This is a genomic window from Amycolatopsis australiensis (assembly GCF_900119165.1).
GTDB classification, from domain to species: domain Bacteria; phylum Actinomycetota; class Actinomycetes; order Mycobacteriales; family Pseudonocardiaceae; genus Amycolatopsis; species Amycolatopsis australiensis.
Map to the genome: position 1 here is coordinate 3,016,283 of NZ_FPJG01000006.1, position 23,244 is coordinate 3,039,526.

The 23,244-nt window shown below is 71.2% G+C and carries 22 protein-coding genes and 2 tRNA genes; 10 read left to right on the forward strand and 14 right to left on the reverse strand.

Annotated features, from left to right (window positions below; genetic code table 11):
• Position 1 precedes the first annotated feature (1 nt).
• Positions 2-1,186, reverse strand: a complete 1,185-nt coding sequence (locus tag BT341_RS15900) for a CaiB/BaiF CoA transferase family protein (RefSeq protein WP_072477044.1) — start codon at positions 1,184-1,186, stop codon at positions 2-4.
• Positions 1,183-2,118, reverse strand: coding sequence for an MFS transporter (locus BT341_RS15905; protein WP_072477045.1), 936 nt, complete (start codon positions 2,116-2,118; stop codon positions 1,183-1,185). The genes BT341_RS15900 and BT341_RS15905 overlap by 4 nt, the downstream gene beginning before the upstream one ends.
• A 236-nt stretch (positions 2,119-2,354) precedes the next feature.
• On the opposite strand from BT341_RS15905, the gene BT341_RS15910 reads away from it, so the two are divergent.
• Positions 2,355-3,563, forward strand: a complete 1,209-nt coding sequence (locus BT341_RS15910) for a PucR family transcriptional regulator (protein ID WP_177328820.1) — start codon at positions 2,355-2,357, stop codon at positions 3,561-3,563.
• Positions 3,564-3,835: 272 nt separating this feature from the next.
• On the forward strand, positions 3,836-3,958 hold the full coding sequence (locus tag BT341_RS47285) for a hypothetical protein (protein ID WP_281255983.1): 123 nt from the start codon (positions 3,836-3,838) through the stop codon (positions 3,956-3,958).
• 476 nt (positions 3,959-4,434) lie between these two features.
• On the opposite strand, the gene BT341_RS15915 is transcribed toward BT341_RS47285, so the two are convergent.
• Positions 4,435-4,507, reverse strand: a tRNA-Lys gene (locus BT341_RS15915).
• Positions 4,508-4,673: 166 nt separating this feature from the next.
• On the opposite strand from BT341_RS15915, the gene BT341_RS15920 reads away from it, so the two are divergent.
• Positions 4,674-5,861, forward strand: coding sequence for a L,D-transpeptidase (locus BT341_RS15920; RefSeq protein ID WP_084742874.1), 1,188 nt, complete (start codon positions 4,674-4,676; stop codon positions 5,859-5,861).
• On the opposite strand, the gene BT341_RS15925 is transcribed toward BT341_RS15920, so the two are convergent.
• The gene (locus tag BT341_RS15925) at positions 5,858-6,196 is read right to left on the reverse strand and encodes a winged helix-turn-helix transcriptional regulator (protein ID WP_072477047.1); all 339 of its coding nucleotides are present in this window, start codon (positions 6,194-6,196) and stop codon (positions 5,858-5,860) included. The genes BT341_RS15920 and BT341_RS15925 overlap by 4 nt on opposite strands.
• 119 nt (positions 6,197-6,315) lie before the next feature.
• Between BT341_RS15925 and BT341_RS15930 the strand changes: the two genes are divergently transcribed.
• A complete protein-coding gene (locus BT341_RS15930; protein ID WP_072477048.1) occupies positions 6,316-7,014 on the forward strand; it encodes an alpha/beta fold hydrolase in 699 nt (232 codons plus the stop codon).
• On the opposite strand, the gene proP is transcribed toward BT341_RS15930, so the two are convergent.
• From proP to orn, 3 genes are all read right to left on the reverse strand, one after another.
• Positions 7,011-8,426, reverse strand: a complete 1,416-nt coding sequence (gene proP, locus BT341_RS15935) for a glycine betaine/L-proline transporter ProP (protein ID WP_072477049.1) — start codon at positions 8,424-8,426, stop codon at positions 7,011-7,013. The genes BT341_RS15930 and proP overlap by 4 nt on opposite strands.
• A 140-nt stretch (positions 8,427-8,566) precedes the next feature.
• Positions 8,567-8,642 (reverse strand) — tRNA-His (locus tag BT341_RS15940).
• Positions 8,643-8,718: 76 nt separating this feature from the next.
• On the reverse strand, positions 8,719-9,327 hold the full coding sequence (gene orn / locus BT341_RS15945; RefSeq protein ID WP_072477050.1) for an oligoribonuclease: 609 nt from the start codon (positions 9,325-9,327) through the stop codon (positions 8,719-8,721).
• 115 nt (positions 9,328-9,442) lie between these two features.
• Between orn and BT341_RS15950 the strand changes: the two genes are divergently transcribed.
• Complete coding sequence (locus BT341_RS15950) at positions 9,443-10,978, forward strand: helicase HerA-like domain-containing protein (protein WP_072477051.1); 1,536 nt, start codon at positions 9,443-9,445, stop codon at positions 10,976-10,978.
• Positions 10,979-11,044: 66 nt separating this feature from the next.
• A complete protein-coding gene (locus BT341_RS15955) occupies positions 11,045-11,422 on the forward strand; it encodes a DUF3224 domain-containing protein (protein ID WP_072477052.1) in 378 nt (125 codons plus the stop codon).
• Between the two features lie 114 nt (positions 11,423-11,536).
• On the opposite strand, the gene BT341_RS15960 is transcribed toward BT341_RS15955, so the two are convergent.
• From BT341_RS15960 to BT341_RS15970, 3 genes are all read right to left on the reverse strand, one after another.
• Positions 11,537-12,556: a S1C family serine protease gene (locus BT341_RS15960; RefSeq protein WP_072477053.1), complete on the reverse strand. Its 1,020-nt coding sequence runs from the start codon at positions 12,554-12,556 to the stop codon at positions 11,537-11,539.
• A gap of 98 nt (positions 12,557-12,654) precedes the next feature.
• The gene (locus BT341_RS15965; protein ID WP_072477054.1) at positions 12,655-13,977 is read right to left on the reverse strand and encodes a M20 family metallopeptidase; all 1,323 of its coding nucleotides are present in this window, start codon (positions 13,975-13,977) and stop codon (positions 12,655-12,657) included.
• A 40-nt stretch (positions 13,978-14,017) separates the two neighbouring features.
• A complete protein-coding gene (locus tag BT341_RS15970) occupies positions 14,018-14,770 on the reverse strand; it encodes a class I SAM-dependent methyltransferase (RefSeq protein ID WP_072477055.1) in 753 nt (250 codons plus the stop codon).
• A 147-nt stretch (positions 14,771-14,917) separates the two neighbouring features.
• Here BT341_RS15970 and BT341_RS15975 point away from each other — a divergent pair, with 147 nt between their 5' ends.
• From BT341_RS15975 to BT341_RS15985, 3 genes are all read left to right on the forward strand, one after another.
• Entirely contained in the window at positions 14,918-15,820 is a 903-nt protein-coding gene (locus BT341_RS15975; protein WP_072477056.1) for a DNA-3-methyladenine glycosylase family protein, read from the forward strand.
• An 812-nt stretch (positions 15,821-16,632) separates the two neighbouring features.
• Complete coding sequence (locus tag BT341_RS15980; RefSeq protein WP_072477057.1) at positions 16,633-17,385, forward strand: M50 family metallopeptidase; 753 nt, start codon at positions 16,633-16,635, stop codon at positions 17,383-17,385.
• A gap of 54 nt (positions 17,386-17,439) precedes the next feature.
• Positions 17,440-18,672: an aldehyde dehydrogenase family protein gene (locus tag BT341_RS15985; RefSeq protein WP_072477058.1), complete on the forward strand. Its 1,233-nt coding sequence runs from the start codon at positions 17,440-17,442 to the stop codon at positions 18,670-18,672.
• Positions 18,673-18,679: 7 nt separating this feature from the next.
• Here the strand turns inward: BT341_RS15985 and BT341_RS15990 are convergent, their stop codons facing one another.
• Positions 18,680-18,931: a hypothetical protein gene (locus tag BT341_RS15990; protein WP_072477059.1), complete on the reverse strand. Its 252-nt coding sequence runs from the start codon at positions 18,929-18,931 to the stop codon at positions 18,680-18,682.
• A gap of 54 nt (positions 18,932-18,985) precedes the next feature.
• Here BT341_RS15990 and BT341_RS15995 point away from each other — a divergent pair, with 54 nt between their 5' ends.
• A complete protein-coding gene (locus BT341_RS15995) occupies positions 18,986-20,080 on the forward strand; it encodes a dihydrofolate reductase family protein (protein ID WP_072477060.1) in 1,095 nt (364 codons plus the stop codon).
• A 37-nt stretch (positions 20,081-20,117) separates the two neighbouring features.
• Here the strand turns inward: BT341_RS15995 and BT341_RS16000 are convergent, their stop codons facing one another.
• The 3 genes from BT341_RS16000 to BT341_RS16010 form a co-directional block, all read right to left on the reverse strand.
• Positions 20,118-21,323 carry a chitinase gene (locus BT341_RS16000; RefSeq protein WP_072477061.1) on the reverse strand — a complete coding sequence of 402 codons (1,206 nt, stop codon included), beginning with the start codon at positions 21,321-21,323 and terminating at the stop codon, positions 20,118-20,120.
• A gap of 174 nt (positions 21,324-21,497) precedes the next feature.
• Positions 21,498-22,580 carry a sensor histidine kinase gene (locus BT341_RS16005; RefSeq protein WP_072477062.1) on the reverse strand — a complete coding sequence of 361 codons (1,083 nt, stop codon included), beginning with the start codon at positions 22,578-22,580 and terminating at the stop codon, positions 21,498-21,500.
• Positions 22,577-23,233 (reverse strand): response regulator transcription factor, encoded by a 657-nt coding sequence (locus BT341_RS16010; protein WP_072477063.1) that lies wholly within the window; start codon positions 23,231-23,233, stop codon positions 22,577-22,579. The genes BT341_RS16005 and BT341_RS16010 overlap by 4 nt, the downstream gene beginning before the upstream one ends.
• Between the last annotated feature and the right edge of the window lie 11 nt (positions 23,234-23,244).

Consider the following 23,244-nt stretch of genomic DNA (forward strand, 5'->3'; position numbering starts at 1 on the left):
CTCAGGAATTCCTTTCTGTGCGGGAGCCAGGGTGGGGCCGGGTGATCGGCGGCCAGCTCAGGTCGCCCGCGGCGGCGTCGTGCGGTGCCACGACGCGCGCGGCCTCGTCCGGGGTGAGCCCGAAGCGCCCGAGCACCGCGACGGTCTCTTCGGGATCCGGTGTGCCGCCGGGGGCGGCGGGGGTGCGGGAAAGCCTCGGCACGGCCGGAACCCGGTCCAGCGCGAAGTCCGGATGACGAGCGGTCACGTGGGGATGCGCCGCCAGCTCGTCGGGTTCGAGCACGGGCGTGACGCACGCGTCGCTTTCGGCGAAGTGTGCCGCCCAGCTGTCGCGGTCCTTGCCGCGGAAGACCTCCGCCAACGTGCGGGTGAGCTCGGGGAACGCGGCGGGATCGAGGTGGTCGGGCACGTCGGAACCGTTCCCGAGCCCGAGTTCGGTCCACAGCGCCGCGAAGAACCGCGGTTCCAGCGCCCCGACCGCGACGTACCGGCCGTCGGCGCATTCGTAGGTGCGGTAGGCGGGCATGGTGCCGGTGAGCGCGCCGGTTCCGCGCGCGGGCAGGGTCGGCGTACCCCAGTCCGCGAAGGGCATCGCCATCATGGACAGCACGCCGTCGACCATCGCGGCGTCGACGTGCTGACCGGCGCCCGAGCGTTCCCGCTCGTGCAGTGCGGCGAGGATGCCGAACGCGGCGAGGAGACCGCCTCCGCCGAAATCGGCCAGGAGGTTCAGCGGCGGGGTCGGCGGGGCGTCGGCGGCGCCGAACGTGCCCAGTGCCCCCGCGACGGCCAGGTAGTTGATGTCGTGCCCCGCGCGCTGCGCGAGCGGGCCGTCCTGCCCGTAACCGGTCAGGCTGCACGAGACGAGTCGCGGGTTGATCCGGCTCAGCCGGTCGTGATCGGCGCCGAGCCGGGCGGCGACGCCGGGCCGGAAACTCTCGATGAGGACGTCGGTGTGCTCGACCATGCGGTCCAGCACGGCGCGCCCTTCCGGGGTCTTCAGGTCGAGCTCGATGGCGTGCTTGCCGCGGCGCAGGACCGGGATGGGGGCGCCGGTCCGGCCGCCGCCGACCATCACCACCTCCGCGCCGAGGTCGGCGAGCAGCATGCTGCAGTAGGGCCCGGGGGCGAGCCGGCTCAGATCGAGGACCCGGATGCCCGTCAGGGCCCGTTGGTTCCGCGTCATGGCGTGTACTCCAGCTTCGGGTGGGTGGCGGGACTGCGGTCAGTGGTGGCGCCTGGCCGGAGCGCGACGGCGCTGAGCAGGCTCAGCACGCCCAGCACGCCCAGCAGGACACCGACGGCGAACACGCCGTGCGCGGCGGCCAGTGCGGCCGCGACCAGCGGTGCGATGGCGCCGCCGAGAATTCCCCCGAGGTTGTAGGCGATTCCCGCGCCGGTGTACCGGTACGCGGTCCGGAACAGCTCCGGCAGGTAGGCACCGACCGGGCCGTAGGCGATGCCGTAGGTCTCGGTGACGGACAGCCGCACATAGAGTCCGATGAGGACCAGGACGGCGCTCGCCAGGAAGGGAATCCGCCAGCCGTAGGAGAGGAAGGCGGGGCTGCCCTCGCCGACGGCCAGATCGACGACGAGGAACGTTCCGCTGGCGAGTGCGAAGCCCAGCGCCGGCCCGAGTTGTGGGAAGACGGCGTACAGCCCGCGCTTCCCGGGCGGGGCGTTCTCGGCGGCGAGCAAGGTGGCACCCGCCCACTCCCCGCCGACGGCGAAGCCCTGCAGGAAGCGCAGCACCGTCAGCAGGATCGGCCCGGCCGCGCCGGCGACGCTCGCCGGCGGCAGCAGCCCGATGACCACGGTCGCCACGCCCATCAGCACCAAGGTCGCGACCAGTGTGTTCTTGCGGCCGAGGCGATCCCCGAAGTGACCACACACCACGGCGCCGACCGGGCGCGCCACGAACGCGACGCCCAGCGTCGCCAGCGACGCGACCGATCCGGCCGCCGCGCCGAGCGCGGGGAAGAACACCTTCGGGAAGACCAGCGCCGCGGCGGTCCCGTAGAGGAAGAAGTCGTAGAACTCGATGGTCGTACCGGCACAGCTCGCCACGGCCACGCGGCCCAGCGCCGTCCCCGTTCGTTCGTCGGTCACTCGGCTCATCTCCTTTGATGAGGTGGGTGTCGCCGTTTCCCGGCCTGGTTGTGCGCGAGAACAAACCGCGCGTAGATGATCGCTCGAGCACTGGATCCCGTTCGAGGAGAACCTCGGCCTCCGGGCGTTGTAGCTGCTACTTTAGACAGAACCAACAGGTCAGATCCATGTTTCGCACGATGACGGTCGGGCGCGCTCGTTGTGCCGTGGCACAACGAGGGGCCTCCGGTCGGAAAGGAGGCCTGGTGAGCGAGTCCACTCGCGAAACCCGCGTGCGGGGTATGGCCGGCGCCTTCGGCGACCTCGCGCGGCTCCTCCGCGAGAACGCGGACAGGCTGGCGGACGAGATCGTCACCGAGATCGTGGCGAAGGTGCCGACCTACGCGGCCGTCACCCCGGCCTCACTGCGCAGGTCGCTGGGGCAGCACATCGAAACCGCGTCCCGTTCGCTGACCGTCGGGAAGGCTCCCGAGCGGGTGCCGGACGTGTCCGTGGCCGCCGAGCGGGCCCGGTCCGGCATTCCGATCGAACACGTCCTGCTCGCCATCCGGTTGTCTTTCCAGGCGCTGCGGGAATTCGTGATCGGCGCGGCGACTGAGCTGGGCATCGAACCCGGCGTCCAGCTCGAGGGCGTCCGCATCCTGTGGGAGGTCAACGACCTCATCAGCCGCGAGTACGCGGTGGCGCACCGCGACGAGGACCTCGACATGGCGCGCACCGCCGAGACGCGTCGTGTCGAGTTCGTGCGCCGCCTGCTCCGGGACGGCGTGAACACACCCGACATGGGACTGCACGCGGCTTCGTTCGGGCTGGCCGCCACGGCGCGCTACCGCGCCTTCCGGGCGCGGCCCGCGGTCGGGGAAACGGCGGGACAGCTGCTGCAACAACTCCTGAGCTGGGGGAACGCACACCGCCTCGCGCCGTTCGGCGCGGTCGTGGAAGGCGACGCGGTCGGCATCCTCACCGGCGAGGACCTGCCCGGTGCGGGACCGACGGCCGGAATCGGCCCGGCCGTCGAGCTGAGCCAGATCCACGAGTCCTACCGCGTAGCGGGACAGATGAACCAGGTCGGCCTCGAATTCGGCCGCACCGGACCGCAGACTCTGGAAAACCTCACGCTGCACGTCGCGGTGGCCTCCGAGCACAGCGTCGGCGACCACCTCGTCGAACGCATCCTCGCCCCCCTGCTCGCGCAGGGCGGGTTCGGGCGGGAGCTCCTTTCCTCCCTCGACGCCTTCCTCGCCACCGGCATGAACACCGCGGCGGCGGCCGAGGGGCTCGTCATACACCCCAACACCTTGCGGTACCGGATCAACCAGGTGAAGCAGCTTTCCGGGCTGAGCCTGGAATCCGCGCAGGAGATCAGCGAGGTGTGGTGGGCGCTGCGCCGTCACGAATGGAAGGCGCGCACCAAAGTGGACACCCCCACTGCCGGCGATTCCGGCAACCCCTGACCCGGGGTTCGGTCCGGGCTTGCGCTCCCGGCGCTGACCGGGACGAGATCCGGTACGGACAGTGTGATTCCACCCACGGCGACCTCCGGCTCTCCTCCGGCATGCCGCCGGTTCCGCAGGCGTCGACCGGCTTCAAGCTTTGAGCACGACGTGGGACAGCGCCGGAACTAGCTCTGTCCAAGCATCTCGACGAATCGAATGGAACGGCATGTTCGTGTTCTGGCACTGGAAACAGACGGTGCCGGTGCGCATCCGGCCGCCCACCCGCGGAGGTGCTGCACCCGGCGGCGATCCGAGACGTGGTGCTGACCGCGGAAGCCGCGGGATTCACCCTCGTCACCTTCGCCGGCTCGCCGCTGCGCCCGGGCCGCCCGGCGAGGTCGCCGGACGGCTGAAAGCCGGTGGCCGCGCCGCGGAACTCTCTGGGACGGAGCCCGGTGATGATGCCGACCCAAGCTCAGCGGTCTTGACGCTGGTATCCCCGGACCGCAACCTCATGCTGATCGACCTGCGGGAAGCCGAGTCGAGGCGTCGTCCTTGCGATGGCCCGGGATCTTGCGGCGGCACCGTGGCCGGCTCGCACGCAGATCACGCTCGTCGGCACCGCAGGATGTCGGCCGGACGCCACCCGGAGCGAGCCGCACCCGGACCGGCCGCAGCGCGGTCTCGCCGAGCGAGATTGCGTGGTTTCGGACCTAAAGCAAGCCATGGAGCCGATGCGGCGAGGAAGCTGGCCGGAGCCATCCCGCGCAAGCTCTGCACCCAACCTCGGGCTCGCAGGAGGCCACAAAGGACAGAGAGAAAGCGGACGACATGATTCCAGATACCACAAACCCCAGGTCGATGGAGATCGAACCTGGGGTGTGAGGGGTGCGCCATCAGGGACTCGAACCCCGAACCCGCTGGTTAAGAGCCAGCTGCTCTGCCAATTGAGCTAATGGCGCCGGTGTCTGCCGGAGGTTTCCCTCGGCGACGTGGAAAACATTAGCACCCCCTGTGGAGGCCCTTTCGCGGGGGGTCCCTTAACCGGGTTCCGGTGTTGCCGTCCCCCGGTCGGGGCTGGTCGGGCACACTGGAGCCGGACATCGACGGCGAAACAGGCAGGTGGGCATGAGGGGTTCGACCGGTGTGGGGGCGCGGCTGCTGGTGGCCGTCGGCGTGATCGGGCTCACTTTGGCCGGGTGCAGTAGCAGCCCATCGAGTGAACCGGTCGCGACGTCGTCGAGCGCGCCGCAGCCCGTCGCGAAGGCTGCCGTCCTCACGCTCACGCCCGGCAAGGACGCCAAGGACGTCGCGCCCGGGGAACCCGTGAGCGTCGGTGTTGCCGACGGGAAGGTCGGGGACGTCAAGCTGACCGGGGCCGATGGCAAGGTCGTCGCCGGGAAGGTGCGGGCCGGCGGCTCCGGGTGGGACTCCGCCGAGCCGCTCGGCTACGGCAAGACCTACACCCTCACGGCCACCGCGACCGGCTCCGACGGCAAGCCCGTGACGCAGACCTCGTCCTTCACGACCGTCAAGCCCGCCCGGCAGCTCAGCGTCTCGGTGAACCTCGACGAAGGTGAGACCGTCGGCGTCGGCATGCCGCTGATCTTCACCTTCAGCGGGAACGTCACCGACAAGGCCGCCGCCGAGAAGGCGCTCAAGGTCACCGCCGAGCCGGCCACCGAGGGCGCCTTCCGGTGGTTCGGCGACAAGCAGGTCGTCTGGCGGCCGAAGGACTACTGGAAGAGCGGCACCAAGCTGAAGGTCGACGCCGCCGTCTACGGCAAGCCGCTCGGCAAGGGCAGCTACGGCCGTGAGGACAAGACGATCACCGCCGCGGTCGGCGACAAGCTCGTCGCGGTCGCCGACGGCCAGACCCACCAGATGACCGTCTCGATCAACGACAAGGAAGTCAAGACCATGCCGACCTCCATGGGCAAGCCGGGGCACAACACGCCCGCCGGCACCTACACCGTGATGAGCGAGCACACCGGCTACACCATGGACTCCGGCACCTATGGCGTCCCCGAAGACGCTCCCGGCGGCTACCGCACCTTCGTCCAGTACGCCGTGCGCCTGTCCTACAGCGGCATCTTCTACCACTCCGCGCCGTGGTCGGTGCGGCAGCAGGGGCACAGCAACGTCAGCCACGGCTGCCTCAACCTGTCCACCGAAAACACGAAGTGGCTGATGGACACGTCCAAGAAGGGCGACGTCGTCACGGTCCGGAACAGCGGCGGCCCGAAGCTCGAACCCACCGACGGCTGGAGCTACTGGCAGCTGTCCTGGGACGACTGGCGCGCCGCCGGCAACTAGCGGTCGTCGTAGGCCGCGCGGGCGGCGTCGATCAGCGGCAGGTGCGCGATGCTCCACTCGAGCAGCGGCGCGGTCGCTTCCCGCAGCGTCCGGCCCATCGGCGTCAGTTCGTACTCGACGTGCGGTGGCATGACGTTGCGGACCCTCCGCGTCACGATCCCGTCCCGCTCCAGGTCGCGCAGGGTGACGGTGAGCATGCGCTGGCTGATGCCCTCGACGGACCGCTTGAGCTCGGTGAACCGCCGCGGCCCGTCCTTGAGCATGCGCACGACCAGCAGCGCCCACTTGTCCCCGACGATCGCGAGGACTTCGCGGGCCTTGCACGGGTCCGCCATGGTTACCTCCTGAGAACCGGGGCACGGAAAAGTGCCTTATTGCCCGGTCCGCGCCGAGTGGATCACGATGGTTCCGGTTACTGAATGGTACCGAGGCACTGACCGGAACTGAGGTGGGCATGGCGACTTTCTTGCTGGTACACGGCGCTTGGCACAGCGGACGGGCCTGGGATCGGGTGGTCCCGCTGCTGGAGTCGGCGGGACATCGGGTGCTCGCACCGTCGTTGACCGGCTACGGCGACAAGGCGCACCTGCTGAGCCCCGAGGTCGGGCTCGACACGCACGTCGACGACGTCGCCGGCCTGATCGAAGACGAGCGTCTCGACGACGTCGTGCTCGTCGGCCACAGCTACGCCGGGCTGGTCATCTCGTCGGTGGCGAACCAGGTGCCGGAGCGGATCGCGCACCTGGTCTACCTCGACGCGATGGTCCCCGAGGACGGCGAAACCGCCGTGGACGTCCTGCCCGTCACCAAGCAGCTGATCGACGCGGCCGTCGACGGCTGGCGGGTGCCGCCGCTGCCGGAGCAGCCGCCGCCGCTGGGCCTGTTCGGGGTCACCGATCCCGACGACGTCGCCTGGCTGCGCTCGATGCTGTCCGACCAGCCGGTGCGCTGCCTCCAGCAGCCCGTCCGGCTGGACAACCCGGCCGTGCACGCGATCCCGCGCACGCACATCCACTGCGTCGGCGGGCGGCCGGAGGGGATCACGCGACGTCCCGCGCCGCCGGGCGCGCGCGTGCAGGAGCTGCCGACCGGGCACGACTGCATGATCACCATGCCCGCCGAGCTGGCCGGCCTCCTGCTGGAGACGGCCTAGCCGTCCTGGGCCGAGGTGCGGACGAGTTCCCGCGCCTCGGCCTCGGTCGACACCGACGGGCCCGAGCCCCACAGCGGCTGGTTCGCCGTCTCGCGGCTGAAGAACACCGCGACCGCGCCGATCGCGCCGGCCGCCATCAGGTACCAGGCCGGCCAGAAGTCGTGGCCGGTGGCCGAGATCAGCGACTGCATCACCAGCGGTGTCGTGCCGCCGAAGAGCGACACGGAGATGTTGAACGCGATGGACAGCGCGCCGTAGCGGATGGCGGTCGGGAACAACGCCGGCAGCGCCGAGGGCATCGACACCTCGAAGCAGAGCAGCAGCAGGCCGAGCCCCATCAGGCCGAGGAACGTCACGACGAGGCCGCCGTCGTGCACGAGCAGCATGAGCGGCCAGGACAGCAGGACGTAGCCGAGGCAGCCCGCCATCATCACGGGCTTGCGGCCGACGTGGTCGGTGATCCGGCCGCCGACCATGATGAGCAACATCATCACGACCATGACGACGATGATCAGCAGCAGGCCGTGGGTGGCGTCGAGGTGCAGCTGCTCGGACAGGTACGTCGGCATGTACGACAGCAGCATGTAGTCGGTGACGTTGAACACGAGCACGAGACCGACGCAGATGAGCAGCGCGGGCCAGTACTCGGTGAACATCTTCCAGAACGGCTCGCCGGAGCGGCCGCGCTTCTCGGCTTCCTCCGCGTGCTTCTGGAACGCCGGGGTCTCCTCCAGCTTCAGCCGCAGGTAGAGGCCGATGACGCCGAGCGGGCCGGCGACGAGGAACGGGATCCGCCAGCCCCAGTCGAGCAGCGTCTCGTGCGGGACCCAGGCCTTCATCCCGGTCACGACGGACGCGCCGAGCACATACCCGGACAGCGTGCCGAATTCGAGCCAGGAGCCCATGAATCCGCGTCGCTTGTCGGGGGAGTACTCGGCGATGAAGGTGGTCGCGCCGCCGTACTCGCCGCCGGTGGAGAAGCCCTGCACCATCCGCGCGAGGACGAGCAGGACGGGCGACCAGACGCCGATCGTCGTGTAGGACGGGATCAGGCCGATGCAGAGCGTCCCGATGGCCATCATGATCATGGTGACGGCCAGCACCTTCTGCCGTCCGATGCGGTCGCCGAGCGGTCCGAAGACGAGCCCGCCGAGCGGCCGCATGAGGAAGGCGGCGGTGAAGGCGCCGAACGTCCCGATCAGCCGGATGCCGGGCGAGACGCTGGCGGGGAAGAAGACCTCGGAGATGGTGTCGGCGATGTAGGCGTAGACGCCGAAGTCGAACCACTCCATGGCGTTGCCGAGCGCGGCGGCCCCGACGGCCCGCTTGAGCAGCGACCGGTCGACGACGGTGATGTCCTCGAACCGCAGTTTCTTCTTCCGGCCCCTGACTTTCGGTGCTGAACGTTCCACGACAGACACGGTGCACCGCCGTTCGGCCGTTCGCACGCTGAGCCATCCGGCCGTGAGGGTTGCCACGAAGGCCGTAGTGCCGGGAACGCGAAAAACCCCAGCCTGGCTGCGGGCCGTGAGGCCCGACCAAACTGGGGTGATGGGGTGAGCGACGGGTTTCGAACCCGCGACCTCCTGGACCACAACCAGGTGCTCTACCAGCTGAGCTACGCCCACCATCGCCGAGGGAACCGCGTGCGATCACCTCGATGGCAGTAATCGTAGCGGGTGCCCTCGGGCAGGTTGCAGGGGGTTACCTCTGGTGCCGTTCCTGCACTTCAGCGGCCGCGGCCTTGGCTTCGTCGCTGGTCGGGCCGGGCTGCTGGACGAAGGCCGTGCGCCGGTAGTAGTCGAGTTCGCCGATCGACTCCCTGATGTCGGCGAGCGCGCGGTGCGCGAGGCCCTTCTCCGGCTTGGCGTAGTAGATCCGCGGGTACCAGCGGCGGACGAGTTCCTTGACGGAGGAGACGTCGACCATCCGGTAGTGCAGGTGGGCGTCGAGGGCCGGCATGTCACGGGCGATGAAGCCGCGGTCGGTGCCGATCGAGTTGCCGGCCAGCGGCGCGGTGCCCGGCTCGGGGACGTGCTCGCGGATGTACTCGAGGACGCGGCGTTCGGCTTCTTCGAGCGTGACGGTGGAGCGGCGGACCTCTTCGGTGAGGCCGGAGTGGGCGTGCATCTCGCGGACGACTTCGGGCATGCCGCCGAGCTTTTCCTCGTCGGCGTGGATGACGATGTCGACTCCTTCGCCGAGCACGGTGAGCTCCGCGTCGGTCACGAGGGCGGCGATTTCGATCAACGCGTCCTTGCCGAGGTCGAGCCCCGTCATCTCGCAGTCGATCCAGACTAGGCGGTCGGTCACCCGGTGACCCTAACCCGACACGGGGATACGAGTGGCGTTACCTGCGCGTACGGCGCGTTACGCTCGCCAGGCCGCAACCAGGTGTGGTGCAGGACACAGGATCGGGGAGCTGCGAGTGACCGAGCAGGGGTCGCCGGCGAGCGAGATCGCCGCCGGTTATGCGAGTGAGGGTGCCGCGCTGGAACTGGGCGCGGTGGTGATCGACGGGCAGGTGGACGCCGCCGCGGCGGTGCGCCTGCCGCTGGCGACGCTGAACCGGCACGGCTTGGTGGCGGGCGCGACCGGGACGGGCAAGACGAAGACGTTGCAGCTGGTCTCGGAGCAGCTGTCGGCCGCCGGCGTCCCGGTGGTGCTCGCGGACGTGAAGGGCGACCTGTCCGGGCTGGCGGCGGCGGGCGAGGCGAACGACAAGGTCGCGAAGCGGGCGCAGGAGCTGGGCGACGACTGGACGGGGACGGCGTTCCCGGTGCAGTTCCTGTCCCTGGGCACCGGCGGGAAGGGCTCGCCGATCCGCGCGACGATCACCAGCTTCGGGCCGGTGCTGCTGTCGAAGGTGCTGGGCCTGAACGAGACGCAGGAGTCGACGCTCGGCCTGATCTTCCACTGGGCCGACCAGCGCGGCCTGGCGCTGCTGGACACCAAGGACCTCCGGTCGGTCATCACGCACCTGACCAGCGACGAGGGCAAGCAGGACCTCAAGGGCATCGGCGGTGTCTCGGCCGCGACGGCCGGGGTGATCCTGCGTGCGCTGTCCAATCTGGAGGCTCAGGGCGGCGAGGACTTCTTCGGCGAACCCGAGCTGGACGTGCACGACCTCATGCGCCAGTCCGACGGCAAAGGTGTCGTGACGCTGCTGGAGCTGGACAACCTGCAGTCGAAGCCGGCGTTGTTCTCGACGTTCCTCATGTGGCTGCTGGCCGAACTGTTCGAGGAGCTGCCGGAGGAAGGCGATCTCGACAAGCCGAAGCTGGTGTTCTTCTTCGACGAGGCGCACCTGCTGTTCAACGACGCGTCGAAGGCGTTCCTCGAGCGCATCGAGCAGACCGTGAAGCTGATCCGGTCGAAGGGCGTCGGCGTGTTCTTCTGCACCCAGCTGCCCACGGACATCCCGAACAACGTGCTTTCCCAGCTCGGCGCCCGGATCCAGCACGCGTTGCGCGCGTTCACGCCCGACGACCAGGCGGCGCTCGCCAAGACGGTCAAGACCTACCCGAAGACGAAGTTCTACGAGCTCGACACGGCGTTGACGTCGCTGGGCATCGGCGAAGCGATCGTCACGGTGCTTTCCGAGCGGGGCGCGCCGACGCCGGTGGCGTGGACGAGGTTGCGTGCACCGCGCTCGAAGATGGGCTCGATCGGCGCGGAGGCCGTCGCGGCCGCGGTCGCTTCGTCGGACCTGCACGCGAAGTACTCCGAGACGATCGACCGCGAGTCGGCCTACGAGAAGCTGGCCGCGAAGGTGGCCCAGGCACCCGCCCCTGACGCTCCGGCGGCACCGGCTCCTTCTCCGGCCCCAGCGCCGGAGAAGGACGAGCCCGGGTTCATCGAGTCGGCGATGAAGAACCCGGCGGTCAAGTCGTTCATGCGGTCCGCCGCGAGCGCCCTGGGCCGCGAGATCACCCGCGGGCTGTTCGGCAACCGGAGGCGGTGAGAAAACCTGACGCAACCTGTCAGGTATGGCTGCGATGCTGGTGGCCACATCGAAGAAGGGAACACCATGACCAGCACCGCCACCGCGTCGTTCACCGTCGACCAGTGGGAGCCGCAGGCGACCGACGAGTTCGCCGGCAACGAGCTCGGCCGGGTGGCGATCGCCAAGACCTTCACCGGGGCGGTCGAGGGAACCAGCAAGGTCGAGCTCCTGACCGTGAACAACGCGACTTCGCGCGCGTACGTCGGTTTCGAGCGGCTCGAAGTCTCGGTCGACGGCCGCAAGGGCAGCTTCGTCCTGCACCACACGGCCGACGAGGAGTCCGGCATGACCGTGCAGATCCTCACCGGCTCCGGGGCGGGCGAGCTGGCCGGGATCGCCGGGACGGCGGAGATCGAGATCGACGGCGACGACCACCGCCTGACCCTCACCTACACGCTCTGACCAGCACGAAGGCCGTTTCGAGAGCCCCCGATCGACTCTCGAAACGGCCTTCGCCCATCCCCGCTCCCCGAAAGCGGGTGGACGGGCCGCCCCGACCACGGCCCGTCCGCGTCCTCAGTTGTTCACGATCTGGTCGACGATCTTCTTGGCGTCGTTGATCGGGATGGCGAAGCCGATGCCGACGCTGCCGGCCGAGCCGTTCGCCGACGCCGTCGGGCTGTAGAGCGCCGAGTTGATGCCGATCACGTTGCCCTGGCTGTCGACCAGCGCGCCGCCGGAGTTGCCCTGGTTGATCGCGGCGTCGGTCTGGATCGCGGTGTAGCTGGGCGAGTCCGCGGACCGGTTCGAGGTGCGGCTGAACGGCGACTGCTGCTGGCCCTCGCCGATGTCGGACAGGTTCCGGTTGAGCGCGCTGACGATGCCGGTGGTGACGGTGTTCTGCAGCCCGCCCGGCGAGCCGATCGCGATGACCTGCTGGCCGACGACCAGCTTGCTCGAATCGCCCAGCGTCGCCGCGCTGAGGCCGCCGGCGTTCTGGGCCTGCACGACCGCGATGTCCGCCTTGGTGTCGGCGCCGACCACGCTCGCCTGGTACTTCTTGCCATCCGACGTCGTGACGACGACGTTCCGGGCGCCGTCGACCACGTGGGCGTTGGTCAGGATCCGGCCGTCGGAGGTGAGGATGACGCCGGAGCCGATGGCCTCGCCCTGGGCGGTGGTGACGTTGATCTGGACGACGCTCGGCGTCACCTTCGCCGCGACGGCGCTCACGTCGTTGGCAGCGGTCGAGTCGGAGACCGGCTGCCCGCTCGCGGCCGGCGTGCTCACCGACGTCGTGGTGCCGTCGGCCGAGGTCGTGGTGAGCCCGACGACCGCGGCGCCGCCGGCGCCGCCGACCAGCGCGGCGCCGAGGGCGGTGGCGCTGACCATCATCGCGACGCGGCCGCCCTTGCGCGGCTTGGTCTTCAGGGCCGTGGGTGCCTGCTGCTGCGGCGGCTGCGGGGTGAAGAGAGGGTTCGGCGCCGCCTGCTGCTGGTAGGCGTATTGCGCGTACGGCCCGTACTGCTGGGTGCTCTGGTGCGGCTGGTGCCCACCGGGTGAGGCGGGGCCGGGCCGGCTCTCGTTCTCGGTCATGGACCCAGGTTCGCGCCCGTGCTTGTGAGCAGCCTGTGGAAACACCTCAGCCTTTGCTGAGAAGAATCAGCTGAGAAAACTCAGCTGACACTCAGGCTTCAGGCGAAGAACGACGGGACGTCCAAGGCTCCTCCCGCCGCTTCGAACTCGTCGTGCACCGCCTTCCGCAGCTCGGCGTCCGCGAGGTAGTCGGCGGCGGTGAGGGCCAGGCCCAGCGCGCCGTCACGGACCGCGGTGTCCCCGGTGGACGATCCGGCCGCGGCCGCGAACTCCTTGGTGTGCAACGCGACCGTGGGACCGGAGACGGCGAGCATCGGGTGCAGCGCCGGCATCCGGTAGGAGAGGTTGCCGAGGTCGGTGGAGCCGGTGAGCGATTCGGGGACGATGCCCGGCGGCAGCGGCTTGCGGCCGGTGAGCGCCTGGTTGACCGACCACCGCCCGGCGAGCGCGGTGTTGAACCGGATCGGCAGGTAGGCGGGCTGGGCATCCCAGACCAGCTCGACCCCGCAGCCGGTCATCGCCGCCGCGCCCTCCGCGATGGCCGTCATGCGGGCGGCGAGGTCGCGCAGGGTTTCCGGGTTCTGGGACCGGAGGTAGAACAGCAGCGCGGCGCGGGCCGGGATGACGTTCGGCCGGGCACCGCCGTCGGTGAACACGCCGTGGACGCGGTCGCTTTGCGGAAGTTGCTGGCGCAGCGCGGAAACGCCCTGGTATGCGGCGACGGCGGCGTCGAGCGCGTTGCGGCCCATGAACGGCTGGGCGGACGCGTGCGCCCCGACGCCGTGGAAGATCATCTCCAGCTGACGCCGGCCGAGGAACGGGTGCAGCGCGATGTCGTGGCTGAACGGGTGCAGCATGATCACCGCGTCGACGTCGTCGAACACGCCGGCGCGGGCCAGGATCTCCTTGCCGCCACCGCCTTCTTCGGCCGGCGTCCCGATGAGGCTGACGCGGCCACCGAGCCGCTCGGCGACCGTCGCGGCGCCGAGGAAGCCGCCGGCCGCGGTGGTGCAGATGATGTTGTGGCCGCACGCGTGGCCGAGGCCGGGCAGCGCGTCGTACTCGGCCAGGACGGCGATGTGCGGGCCGTCCTGCTCCTTCGTGCTGACGCGCAGTGCGGTGTCGAGCCCGCCGACGCCGACGGTGGCTTCGTGGCCGTGGCGGTTCAGGAGGTCGGCCAGTGCGCGGACCGACCGGTGCTCGGCGAAGCCCTCTTCGGGATGGGCGTGCAGATCTTGGCTCAATGCCACCAGATCGGGGGAGCTGCGCTCGACCGCGGCGGTCACTTCGGCCCGCGTCGCCGCGTCCGCGCCGGTGTGCGGCGAGGACAGCGGTTCGGCGGCCGCGACGGCGTCGGCGGTGGCCGCCACCAGGGAACGCAGGTAGCTGTCGTCGGGCGGGACGGGATCGGCGTGGGTCATGGCGCCGATGCTAGCCCGGGGGTCCGACAGTTCGCGGTGATCAGCTCCGGCGGCCCGCCACGATCTGCGTGACACCCGCGTACCGCTCGCTGATTCCGGTGAAGCCGCGGGCGCGCAGGCCTGCCGCGATTTCGCCGCGGTCGAACATCCGCTGGCCGCTCAGCGCCCCGCCGATCGACTCGGCCAGCCGCACGGGCTGCCGGCCGCGGCGGGCGCTGGTGAGCAGGACGATCCGGCCGCCGGGTTTCAGCACGCGTGCGAAGGAGTCCAGCGCGGTTTCCGGCTCGGCGAACATGTGCAGGGCGGCAAAGCAGCAGATTCCGTCCACAGTGGATTCTTTCAGCGGCAGATGGACGGCGTCGGCGCGCAGGTAGGCGACGGTGTCCGGAGCGCCCTCGGCGACGGCCTTGGCGAGCATCGTGCGCGCGCCGTCGAGGCCGATCGCCAGGCCGTCCGGAGCGACGGCCGCGCCGAACGCCCGGGTGAAGCGGCCGGTGCCGCAGGCGACGTCGAGGACGACGTCGCCCGGGGTGAGGGCGAGGAGCTTCGCCGCGAGCCGGACCTCGCCGGCCATGCTCGGCCCGAACGGGCCTTTGAGCGCGCGGCCGAGGGCGGGGCGCCAGTACCGCTCGTTGACCTGCGGGAGCAGCGTGGTGCGCATCAGGCGCTGGGTGAGGCCGGTCGGCGGGCCTGCCTGGTCTGCCTCGCCCAGCAGGTCGAGAAAGCCCTGCGCGGGCTGGGCCGGGGTGTCGAGCAGGCGTTGGAGCCGCTCGGTGGCTGTCTGTGCCGGCATGGCCCTCCTCTCGTCCGGATACCGGCAGTATGTCAAATCGCGGCCACTCGAAAGAGTGAACAATCTCGGGGACCAGGCGTTCGAGCCCGGAAATTGTCGGTGCCGGTGCCTAACGTCGCAGGCGAGGTCCCGATCCGAGGAGGAGACATGACGATTCCCATGCTGGGCGGCGAAATCACGGTCCGTGGCGACTTCGACCTGGCGGCGGCGGCCCGGTTCCTGGCCGGCTTCGCCCCGGCCGGGCAGCCGGAAGCGGAACCCGGCGCGCTGCGGCTGGCGTTCCCGCTGGAGGGCGAGTGGACACCGGTGGGCGCGGTGCTGCGGCAGAGATCGCCGGGCGAGGTGGCGGTGGAGGTCCACGGCCCGCCCGAGCACGCCGGCGCGGTGGTGGAGCAGGTGCGGCGGATGTGCGCACTGGACGTGGACGGCACGGAGTTCGGCGGCGTCGGCCGCCGCGACCCGGTCATCGGGTTGGCGCAGGAAGCGCATCCGGGCCTGCGGCCGGTGCTGTTCGCATCCCCGTACGAGGCGGCGTGCTGGGCGGTGCTGAGCCACCGGGTCCGGATGGCACAGGCGGTCCGGCTGCGCCGCGACCTGACGGAACGCCACGGCACAGAGCTCGACGTGGGCGGAAGGGTGTTGACAGCGTTCCCGGAGCCGGCGGCGCTGGCGAAGCTGGAGCACCTGCCGGGAGCACCGGAGGTGAAGCTGCAACGCCTGCGAGCAATGGGGGAGGCGGCGGCCGCGGGAATGCTGGACGCGGCGGCACTGCGGGCAATGCCGGCGGAGGACGCGCTGAAGGAGCTGCAGAGGCTGCCGGGGATAGGCCGGTTCAGCGCGGAGCTGATCCTGATCCGCGGCGCGGGCCACCCGGACGTGTACCCGCGAGGAGAACAGCGCCTGCACGAGATCATGCGCGCGGCGTACCACCTCCCGGACGCGGGGGCGGAGGAGCTGGCGGAGATCGCGGAGGCCTGGGCACCGTATCGGAGCTGGGCGGCGTTTTTGCTCCGGGTGGAAGGGGAGGCCCGGCTGCGGGAGTCCCGATGAGACGGTCCACGCGCTGTGTGGACGGCAGGAGGCGGAGCCGGGTCGGCGTTTCCGGGCGGGGGGTGGTGGCCGGGGCCGCGGGGGGTGGAGCAGGTCCGGCGCGGATGGCTGGGTGGCACAGCCGGGTGGGCGTTTCCGGGCGGGGTGGTGGCCGGGGCCGCGGGGGGTGGAGCAGGTCCGGCGCGGATGGCTGGGTGGCACAGCCGGGTGGGCGTTTCCGGGCGGGGTGGTGGCCGGGGCGGCGAGGGGCGAGCAGGTCCGGCGCGGATGGCTGGGTGGTGGAGCCGGGTGGGCGTTTCCGGGCGGGGTGGTGGCCGGGGCGGCGAGGGGCGAGCAGGTCCGGCGCGGATGGCTGGGTGGTGGAGCCGGGTGGGCGTTTCCGGGCGGGGTGTGGGCCGTTCGTGCCCGACCCGGCATCCCGGGCGGCGCGTGGCTGGCCGAGAGGGGCTGTGACCCCATCCGGGCGGCTACTCCGCGCGCTGCCTGCCGATCGGCCGAGCCCCAGCTCGGCGGCGGGTTGCCGATCGGTCGCGAGCCGCCCAGCTCCGCTGCTGTCCGCTGGCTGCCGACCAGTCGCGCCCTCGGCGCCCGCCATGCCCGGGTCCCGCCGATCGGTCGCGAGCCGGGTCTAGCCCGCTGCCGCTGACCAGCAGCGAGGCCCAGTGCCCGCGCTCCCTCGAAACCGCAGGCCGATCACCCGACCCCCGTCACCCACAGAAAGGAGAACCGCATCGAGCCTTACCCCGACCCAGCGAGCCACCGCACGGCAGGGACTCACAGTAGCCAGATATCGCCTGTGGTGAGGTGTCCGGGTGAGCTCGCCCGTTCAACTCGCATCCGCCGGCCCGGCCGCTGACGCCCTCTCCGCCACCTCCACCCTGGTCGAGCAGGCCCAAACGCCCGCCGTGATCACCCTGGTCGCCGGTGGCGTCGCGTTGCTGGTCGTGCTCGTCGGCGGCCGGCCGTGGCGGTTGGCGCGCAACGTCGTCACCATCGTGCACGAGGCCGGGCACGCCTTCGCCGCCGTGCTTGTCGGGCGGCGGTTGCAGGGCATCAAGCTGCACTCCGACACCTCCGGTGTCACCGTCTCGCGCGGGAAGCCCGAGGGACCCGGCATGGCCTTCACCGCCATGTCCGGCTACCTCGCCCCTTCCGTGCTCGGGCTGCTGCTCGCCAGCCTGCTCGGCGCCGACCTCGTCGGCACCGTGCTCGGCCTGATCGCGCTGCTGCTGCTCGGCGTGCTGGTGATGGTGCGCAACGCCTACGGGGTGTTCACCGTCGTCGTCAGCGCCGTCGTGCTCGCGCTCGTCGCCTTCGTGGCGCCGGTCGAGGTGCAGGCGCCGTTCAGCTACCTCGTGACGTGGTTCCTGCTCTTCGGCGGCGTGCGGCCCGTGATCGAGCTGCAGGTCAAACGGCGGCAGGGCCGGGCCCGCGACTCCGACGCCGACCAGCTCGGCCGGCTCACCGCGGTGCCGCCGGTGCTGTGGGTGCTGGTCTTCACCGTCGCGACCGTCAGCTGCCTGATCGCCGGCGGGCTGTGGCTGCTGGAGCCCGTCGCCGCCTAGTCACGCCCATGCGGCAAACTGGTCTCCGCTGGTCCGCGCGGAGGGAGACGAACGATGGACGAGGTCGCCAAGGCCGTGGAGGAGTGCGCACGGGCGGCGAAGCTGGCCGCGCCGTCGCTCGCCGCCGCCTCCGCCGAGGCCGTCGATGCCTCCCTCACCGGGATGGCCGAACGGCTGCTCGCGCACCGTGACGAGATCCTCGAGGCCAACCAGGCCGACGTCGAGCGCGCGAAGGCCGACGGGATGAGCGCCGGCCTGCTCGACCGGCTCACCATCACCCCGGAGCGGCTGACGGGCATGGCCGAGCAGCTGCGGCTGCTCGCCGGCGCCCCGCACCAGGAGCGCTCGGTCGACGTGTCCACCCTGGACGGCGGCCTCAAGCTCGTCGAACGGCGCCGCCCGGTCGGCGTCATCGGCGCGAACTACGAGGCGCGGCCGAACGTGACCGTCGACGTCGCGTCGCAGCTGGTCAAGTCGCGCAACGCCGGCGTGCTCCGCACGGGCTCGGCCGCGCTCGGCTCGGCGCAGCGGCTGCGCGAGGTCGTCATCGCGCCGGCGCTGACCGAGGCCGGCATCGACGCCGACTGCGTCCAGCTCGTGCCGCGGGTGGAGCGCGAGGCGGCGTCCGCGCTGGTGCGGCTGCCGAACCTGGTCCCGCTCGTGATCCTGCGCGGCAGCGGCGACAGCACGCGGGCCCTGGCCACCGAAGCGGCGGTCCACGGCGTCCGCACGCTCGCCCACGCCGACGGCGGCGGCGTCCTGTACGTCGACCGCGGCGCGGACGTCACCAAGGTGCGTGACCTCGTGTACGCCAGCCTCGACCGCCTCGGCGTCTGCAACCGGCTGAACCTGCTGCTCATCCACGAGGGCATCCACGACGACGTCTGGCCCGCCATCTCCGAGGCGCTCGCCGAGCGCGGTGTCACGCCTTCGCTGGCCCCGCACGAGCACGCGATCGGCTACGAGTGGGCGCTCGACTCCGAGCGTGAAGCGACCGTCACGGTCGCGAAGGTCGGCGCGCTCGCGGACGCCGTCGAGATCGCCAACGAGCAGACGTCCGGCCTCGCGGCGGGCATCGCCACCGAGGACGAGTCGGCCGCCGACGCCTTCTTCGACGGCTACACCGGCACCGGCGTCTTCTGGAACGCCCCGACCCGCCTCCTCGACGGCTTCAAGCTGCTCGCCGTCCCGGAGACCGGCATCAACCTGGACAAGGTCCCCGGCCCCCGCGGCCCGGTGACGTACACGGACCTCTACGTCCGCCAGTACGCCGTCCTGCCCGCCTGAGCCACGGCTAGATCGTCGGGCCGATGCTCGCGATCCGGCGGAGCTCACGGACCGTGTCGGCGGCGTTGGCCACCAGCTCGGTCCGGTCTCCGGCGTCGCCCGAGTAGCGGTAGATCGCCGTCGGGCCGTCGCCGATCGCGATCGCCGCGACCAGGCGGCCTTCCGGGTCGCGGGTGAGCCCGGTCGTCACCGACACCTCCCGGCCGACCGTGTCGACCGTGGTCAGGGTCCGTTCGTGGTACCAGCCGCGCGTGCCCATGCCGGGTAGACGCCGCGATCGCCGGGCGCGTTACGGCCCGGCATACTGGGCCGGGTGATCACCCGGCCGCACGTCCTGCTGTCCGCCGCGCAATCGCTCGACGGCTTCCTCGACGACACCTCGCCCCGGCGGCTCGTTCTGTCCACTGAGGACGATTTCGCCGTCGTGGACCGGCTGCGGGCCGAGGCCGACGCCATCTTCGTCGGCGCCGGGACCGTGCGCGCGGACAACCCGCGGCTGCTCGTGCGCTCGCCGCGGCTGCGGCAACAACGGCTGGAACAGGGTAAACCCGAACAACCGGTCAAGGTCACCGTGACCACCCGCGGCCTCGACCCGGACGCGCAGTTCTTCACCACGGGCGACACCGAAAAGATCGTCTACGCCCCACCGGGAGCGGCGGACGCGCTGAAGCACGTCGCCACCGTCGTCGACGCCGGGAACCCGCCGGACTTCGGGCACGTCCTCGACGACCTCGGGGCGCGCGGCATCCGGAAGCTGCTGGTCGAGGGCGGCGGCGGGATCCACACCCGGTTCCTCACCGAAGGGCTCGCCGACGAGCTGCGGCTGGCGATCGCGCCGTTCTTCGTCGGGCAGCCGGACGCGCCGCGGTTCGTCGGGCCCGGCCTCTACCCGCGGCCACTGGTCCTCACCGCCGCGAAGGAACTGCAGGGCATGGCGATCCTCGAGTACCGCGCCGCGGACGAGCCGACCGGCCGGGACGTCCGGCGGCTCCGGGAAGCCATCGCGCTCGCCGCCCAGTGCCCGCCGAGCCACACCTTCCGGGTCGGGGCCGTCGTCACCGACGCCGACGGCGACGTCATCGCCACCGGGCATTCCGGCGAAGGCGACCCGTTGAACCACGCCGAAGAAGCGGCGCTCGCGAAGTGCGCCGGTGACCCGCGCCTGGCCGCGGCGACGATGTACAGCTCCCTGGAACCGTGCAGCCACCGCAGTTCCCACCCGCGCAGCTGCACGCAGCTCATCCTCGACGCCGGCATCCCGCGCGTGGTGTTCGCGTGGCGCGAGCCGCCGGTCTTCGTCGACGCGCAGGGCACCGAGCTGCTGCGCGCGGCCGGGCGGCACGTCGTCGAGGTGCCCGCGCTGACCCCGGAGGTCCAGCGCGAGAACACCCACCTCGACTGGAGCTAACCCCGTGCCGGCCGGGAGCCGGCACGGGGCTGGCTCGTCAGCAGGCGCCGTTGTCCTGCCACACGCCCCATTCGCCGGTGGTGCCGGGCTCTTCGCCCTGCGTCCACCACTTGGCCGTCCACTTGTGGCCGTTGTGCGACACGACGTTGTCCTTGACGTAGACCTTCGTCCGGTCCCACTCCGGCGCGGTGCAGGTGCCGCCGCCCGGGGTGGTCGGGGTCGTCGTCGCGGTCGGGGTCGTCTGCGGCGGCGTCGCGCCGGCGAACCGGACGCTGAACTTCGTGAAGTCCCAGTCGTTCTGCGGGACGTTGCTGCAGACGCCGTTGTCGGTCGTCCCGACGCAGGCGCGGTCGCGGTTGACCGACCAGAACGTGAAGCGGCCGAGGCCGTGGCTGGTCGCGTAGTCGTACACCGTCTGGAAGTCGGAGGTGTAGAACATCTCCGCGGCGTCCGACTTGCCGTTCATGCCCGAGAAGCCCTCGTGCGAGTACGCGGTCGCGCTGTCCCAGCCCAGGTGCGACATCAGCAGGCCGTGGAACGCCTCCAGCGCCGACACCTGCGACGAGCCGCCGTTGAAGCCGCCGTCGAACGGCATGATCGAGAAGTTGTTGGGCGAGAAGCCGATCGACTTGGCCTGGTCGAGCAGCTGCGTGCCGAACCAGCCGGTGCCGGCCGAGGTGCCCGGCATGGTCACCGACACGAACAGGCCGGGGTTGTCGGCCTGCAACGTCTTGGCCGCGCCGAGCTCGTTCGCGATGGCGGCGGTGTTCTCGTACTCGGGCTCTTCGAGGTCGAAGTCGATGGCCTTGAGCGAGTACTTGGTGACGACCTGCTGGTACGCGGCGGCCGTCGCGGCGACGGTCCCGCAGGTCTGGCCGAGCTTGGTGCCGCCGTAGCCGCCGACGGACACCGAGACGTCACCGCCGGCGCCGCGGATCTTCGCGATCGCGTTGGCGACGGTGGTGTCGGTGGTGATCGGGTCGGTGCCGTCCCAGGTGGGACTGCAGCCGCCGCCGTTCGGCGCCAGGATGAAGGCCAGCTGGAACGCCTTGAGCCCGGTCGCGTTCATCACGGTCACCGGATCGGGTGGGTTGTTGCTCTGGGGCATGAGGTAGGGAGCCGCGGCGTACCAGTTGTTGCTCAACGCCGCGGTCGCCGAGGGCGCGCCGAGCACGAGGCTGACGGCGGTGGCGGCGAAAGTGGCGGCGGCGAGCCCGATGGCGGCCAGTCTGCTTCTGCGCACGATCTGTCCTCCCGGTGGGGATCGAGGGTGGACAGATCATTGGACTAGACCATTGATGAAGTCAACACACGATGGGCGCAGTGGGTGAATCACGGGGAAATGTCCGGTTGGGATCGGTACTTTCGTCGGCCGGCAGGCCACGCGCCGGGCGGGTGGGCCGCTGCGCGCCGACCGTCAAGCCGCCGGCAGGGTCACCGTCACCACCAGGCCACCCTCCGGCCGGGCCGTTGCCGTCACCTCGCCACCATGCGCGTGGGCCACCGAGCGCACGATCGACAGCCCCAGGCCCGCGCCCTCCGCGGCCACCCGCGCGCGGCGGTGGAACGGGTCGAACAGCGCCGGGACCTCCTCCGCCGGAATGACCGGGCCGCTGTTCGACACCTCCAGCCGGACCCTTCCGCACTCCGGCCTGGTCGTCACCCGCGCCCAGCCGCCGGGCACGTTGTGCCGCAGCGCGTTCTCCAGCAGGTTGTGCGCCAGCCTCTCCAGCAGCAACGCGTCGCCCACCGTCAGGGCCTCCGTCAGGTCCTCCGACACTCCCGGGGGCACCACGTGCGCCACGATCGCCGCCAGGTCCACCGGGTGGCGTTCGGTCAGTGCGCTCTCCGAACGCGCCAGCAGCAGCAACCCGCTGATCAGCTTCTCGTGCCGCGCGTTGATCCGCAGCAGCTTGCTTCCCAGCTCGCGGACGTCTTCCGACGCCGTCCGGCGGTGCATGGCCACCTCGACCAGGGAACGGTTCAACGTCAGCGGGGTGCGCAGTTCGTGCGACGCGTTCGCGACGAACCGGCGCTGCGCGTCGAACGACCGGTCGAGCCGCTCCACCATCACGTCGAACGCGTCGGCGAGGGTCTTCACCTCGTCGTCCGGGCCGCGCAGCGCGATGCGCCCGTGCCCGCCCGGGTCGGCCGTTGCCGCGATGCGGCGGGCCGTGTCCGTCACCTGGCGCAACGGAGCCAGCGCGCGGCCCGCCACCAGCCAGCCCATGCCGGCCGCCAGCACCGCCACCACCGCCAGCGCGATGCCGCCCTGCGTCAGCAGCGACGTCACCGCCGCCGCCCGCACCTGACGGGCCTGCTCGTCGAACGCCGCCAGGGGCGGCAACGGCGGTGCGCCCGGCGGCGGGCTGCCCGAGAGCACCGTGACGCGCCGCCCGACCTGCCGCGCGAACAGCACGTACGTGACACCCAGCAGCACCACGCCCGCCAGCAGGAACAGGCCGCCGTACAGGACGGTCAGCCGCAGCCGGAGGCTCACCGGAGCCGGTAGCCGACGCCGGTGACCGTCTCCACCAGCGGCGGGTCGCCGAGCTTGCGGCGCAGCTTGAGGATGGTGAGCCGGACCGCGCCGGTGAACGGGTCCGCGTGCTCGTCCCACGCCTTCTCCAGCAGGTGCTCGGCGGACACCGTGGCGCCGTCCGCGCGCAGCAGCTCGGCGAGCACGGCGAACTCCTTTTTGGACAGTGGCAGGTACCGCCCGTCGCGGAACACCTCGTGCCGCGCCGGATCGAGCGTGACGCCGGAGCGGCGCAGCACCGGCGGCGCCGCCGGGCGGCAGCGCCGGCCCAGCGACTGAATGCGCGCCGCCAGCTCGGGGAAAGCGAACGGCTTCGTCAGGTAGTCGTCGGCGCCCAGCGACAGCCCGTCGACGCGGTCGGTGACCTCGACGGCCGCGGTGAGCATCAGCACCCGCGTCGCCGCCTCGGACGCGACCACCCGGCGGCAGACGTCGTCGCCGTGCACGACCGGCAGGTCCCGGTCGAGCACGACGACGTCGTAGTCGTGCACGGCGATCCGGTCGAGCGCCGCCCCGCCGTCGTGGGCGACGTCGACGGCGTGGGACTCGTCGCGCAGCCACTCCGCGATCGCGTCCGCGAGCATCGGCTCGTCCTCCACCACCAGGACCCGCATGCCGCCATGAT

Excerpts from the sequence above, each read along its gene's own strand:
- BT341_RS15900 (WP_072477044.1), bottom strand. The coding sequence starts at position 1,186 with ATGACGCGGAACCAACGGGCCCTGACGGGCATCCGGGTCCTCGATCTG.
- BT341_RS15905 (WP_072477045.1), bottom strand. The coding sequence starts at position 2,118 with ATGAGCCGAGTGACCGACGAACGAACGGGGACGGCGCTGGGCCGCGTG.
- BT341_RS15920 (WP_084742874.1), top strand. The coding sequence starts at position 4,674 with ATGAGGGGTTCGACCGGTGTGGGGGCGCGGCTGCTGGTGGCCGTCGGC.
- BT341_RS15925 (WP_072477047.1), bottom strand. The coding sequence starts at position 6,196 with ATGGCGGACCCGTGCAAGGCCCGCGAAGTCCTCGCGATCGTCGGGGAC.
- BT341_RS15930 (WP_072477048.1), top strand. The coding sequence starts at position 6,316 with ATGGCGACTTTCTTGCTGGTACACGGCGCTTGGCACAGCGGACGGGCC.
- BT341_RS15955 (WP_072477052.1), top strand. The coding sequence starts at position 11,045 with ATGACCAGCACCGCCACCGCGTCGTTCACCGTCGACCAGTGGGAGCCG.
- BT341_RS15960 (WP_072477053.1), bottom strand. The coding sequence starts at position 12,556 with ATGACCGAGAACGAGAGCCGGCCCGGCCCCGCCTCACCCGGTGGGCAC.
- BT341_RS15965 (WP_072477054.1), bottom strand. The coding sequence starts at position 13,977 with ATGACCCACGCCGATCCCGTCCCGCCCGACGACAGCTACCTGCGTTCC.
- BT341_RS15970 (WP_072477055.1), bottom strand. The coding sequence starts at position 14,770 with ATGCCGGCACAGACAGCCACCGAGCGGCTCCAACGCCTGCTCGACACC.
- BT341_RS15975 (WP_072477056.1), top strand. The coding sequence starts at position 14,918 with ATGACGATTCCCATGCTGGGCGGCGAAATCACGGTCCGTGGCGACTTC.
- BT341_RS15985 (WP_072477058.1), top strand. The coding sequence starts at position 17,440 with ATGGACGAGGTCGCCAAGGCCGTGGAGGAGTGCGCACGGGCGGCGAAG.
- BT341_RS15990 (WP_072477059.1), bottom strand. The coding sequence starts at position 18,931 with ATGGGCACGCGCGGCTGGTACCACGAACGGACCCTGACCACGGTCGAC.
- BT341_RS16010 (WP_072477063.1), bottom strand. The coding sequence starts at position 23,233 with ATGCGGGTCCTGGTGGTGGAGGACGAGCCGATGCTCGCGGACGCGATC.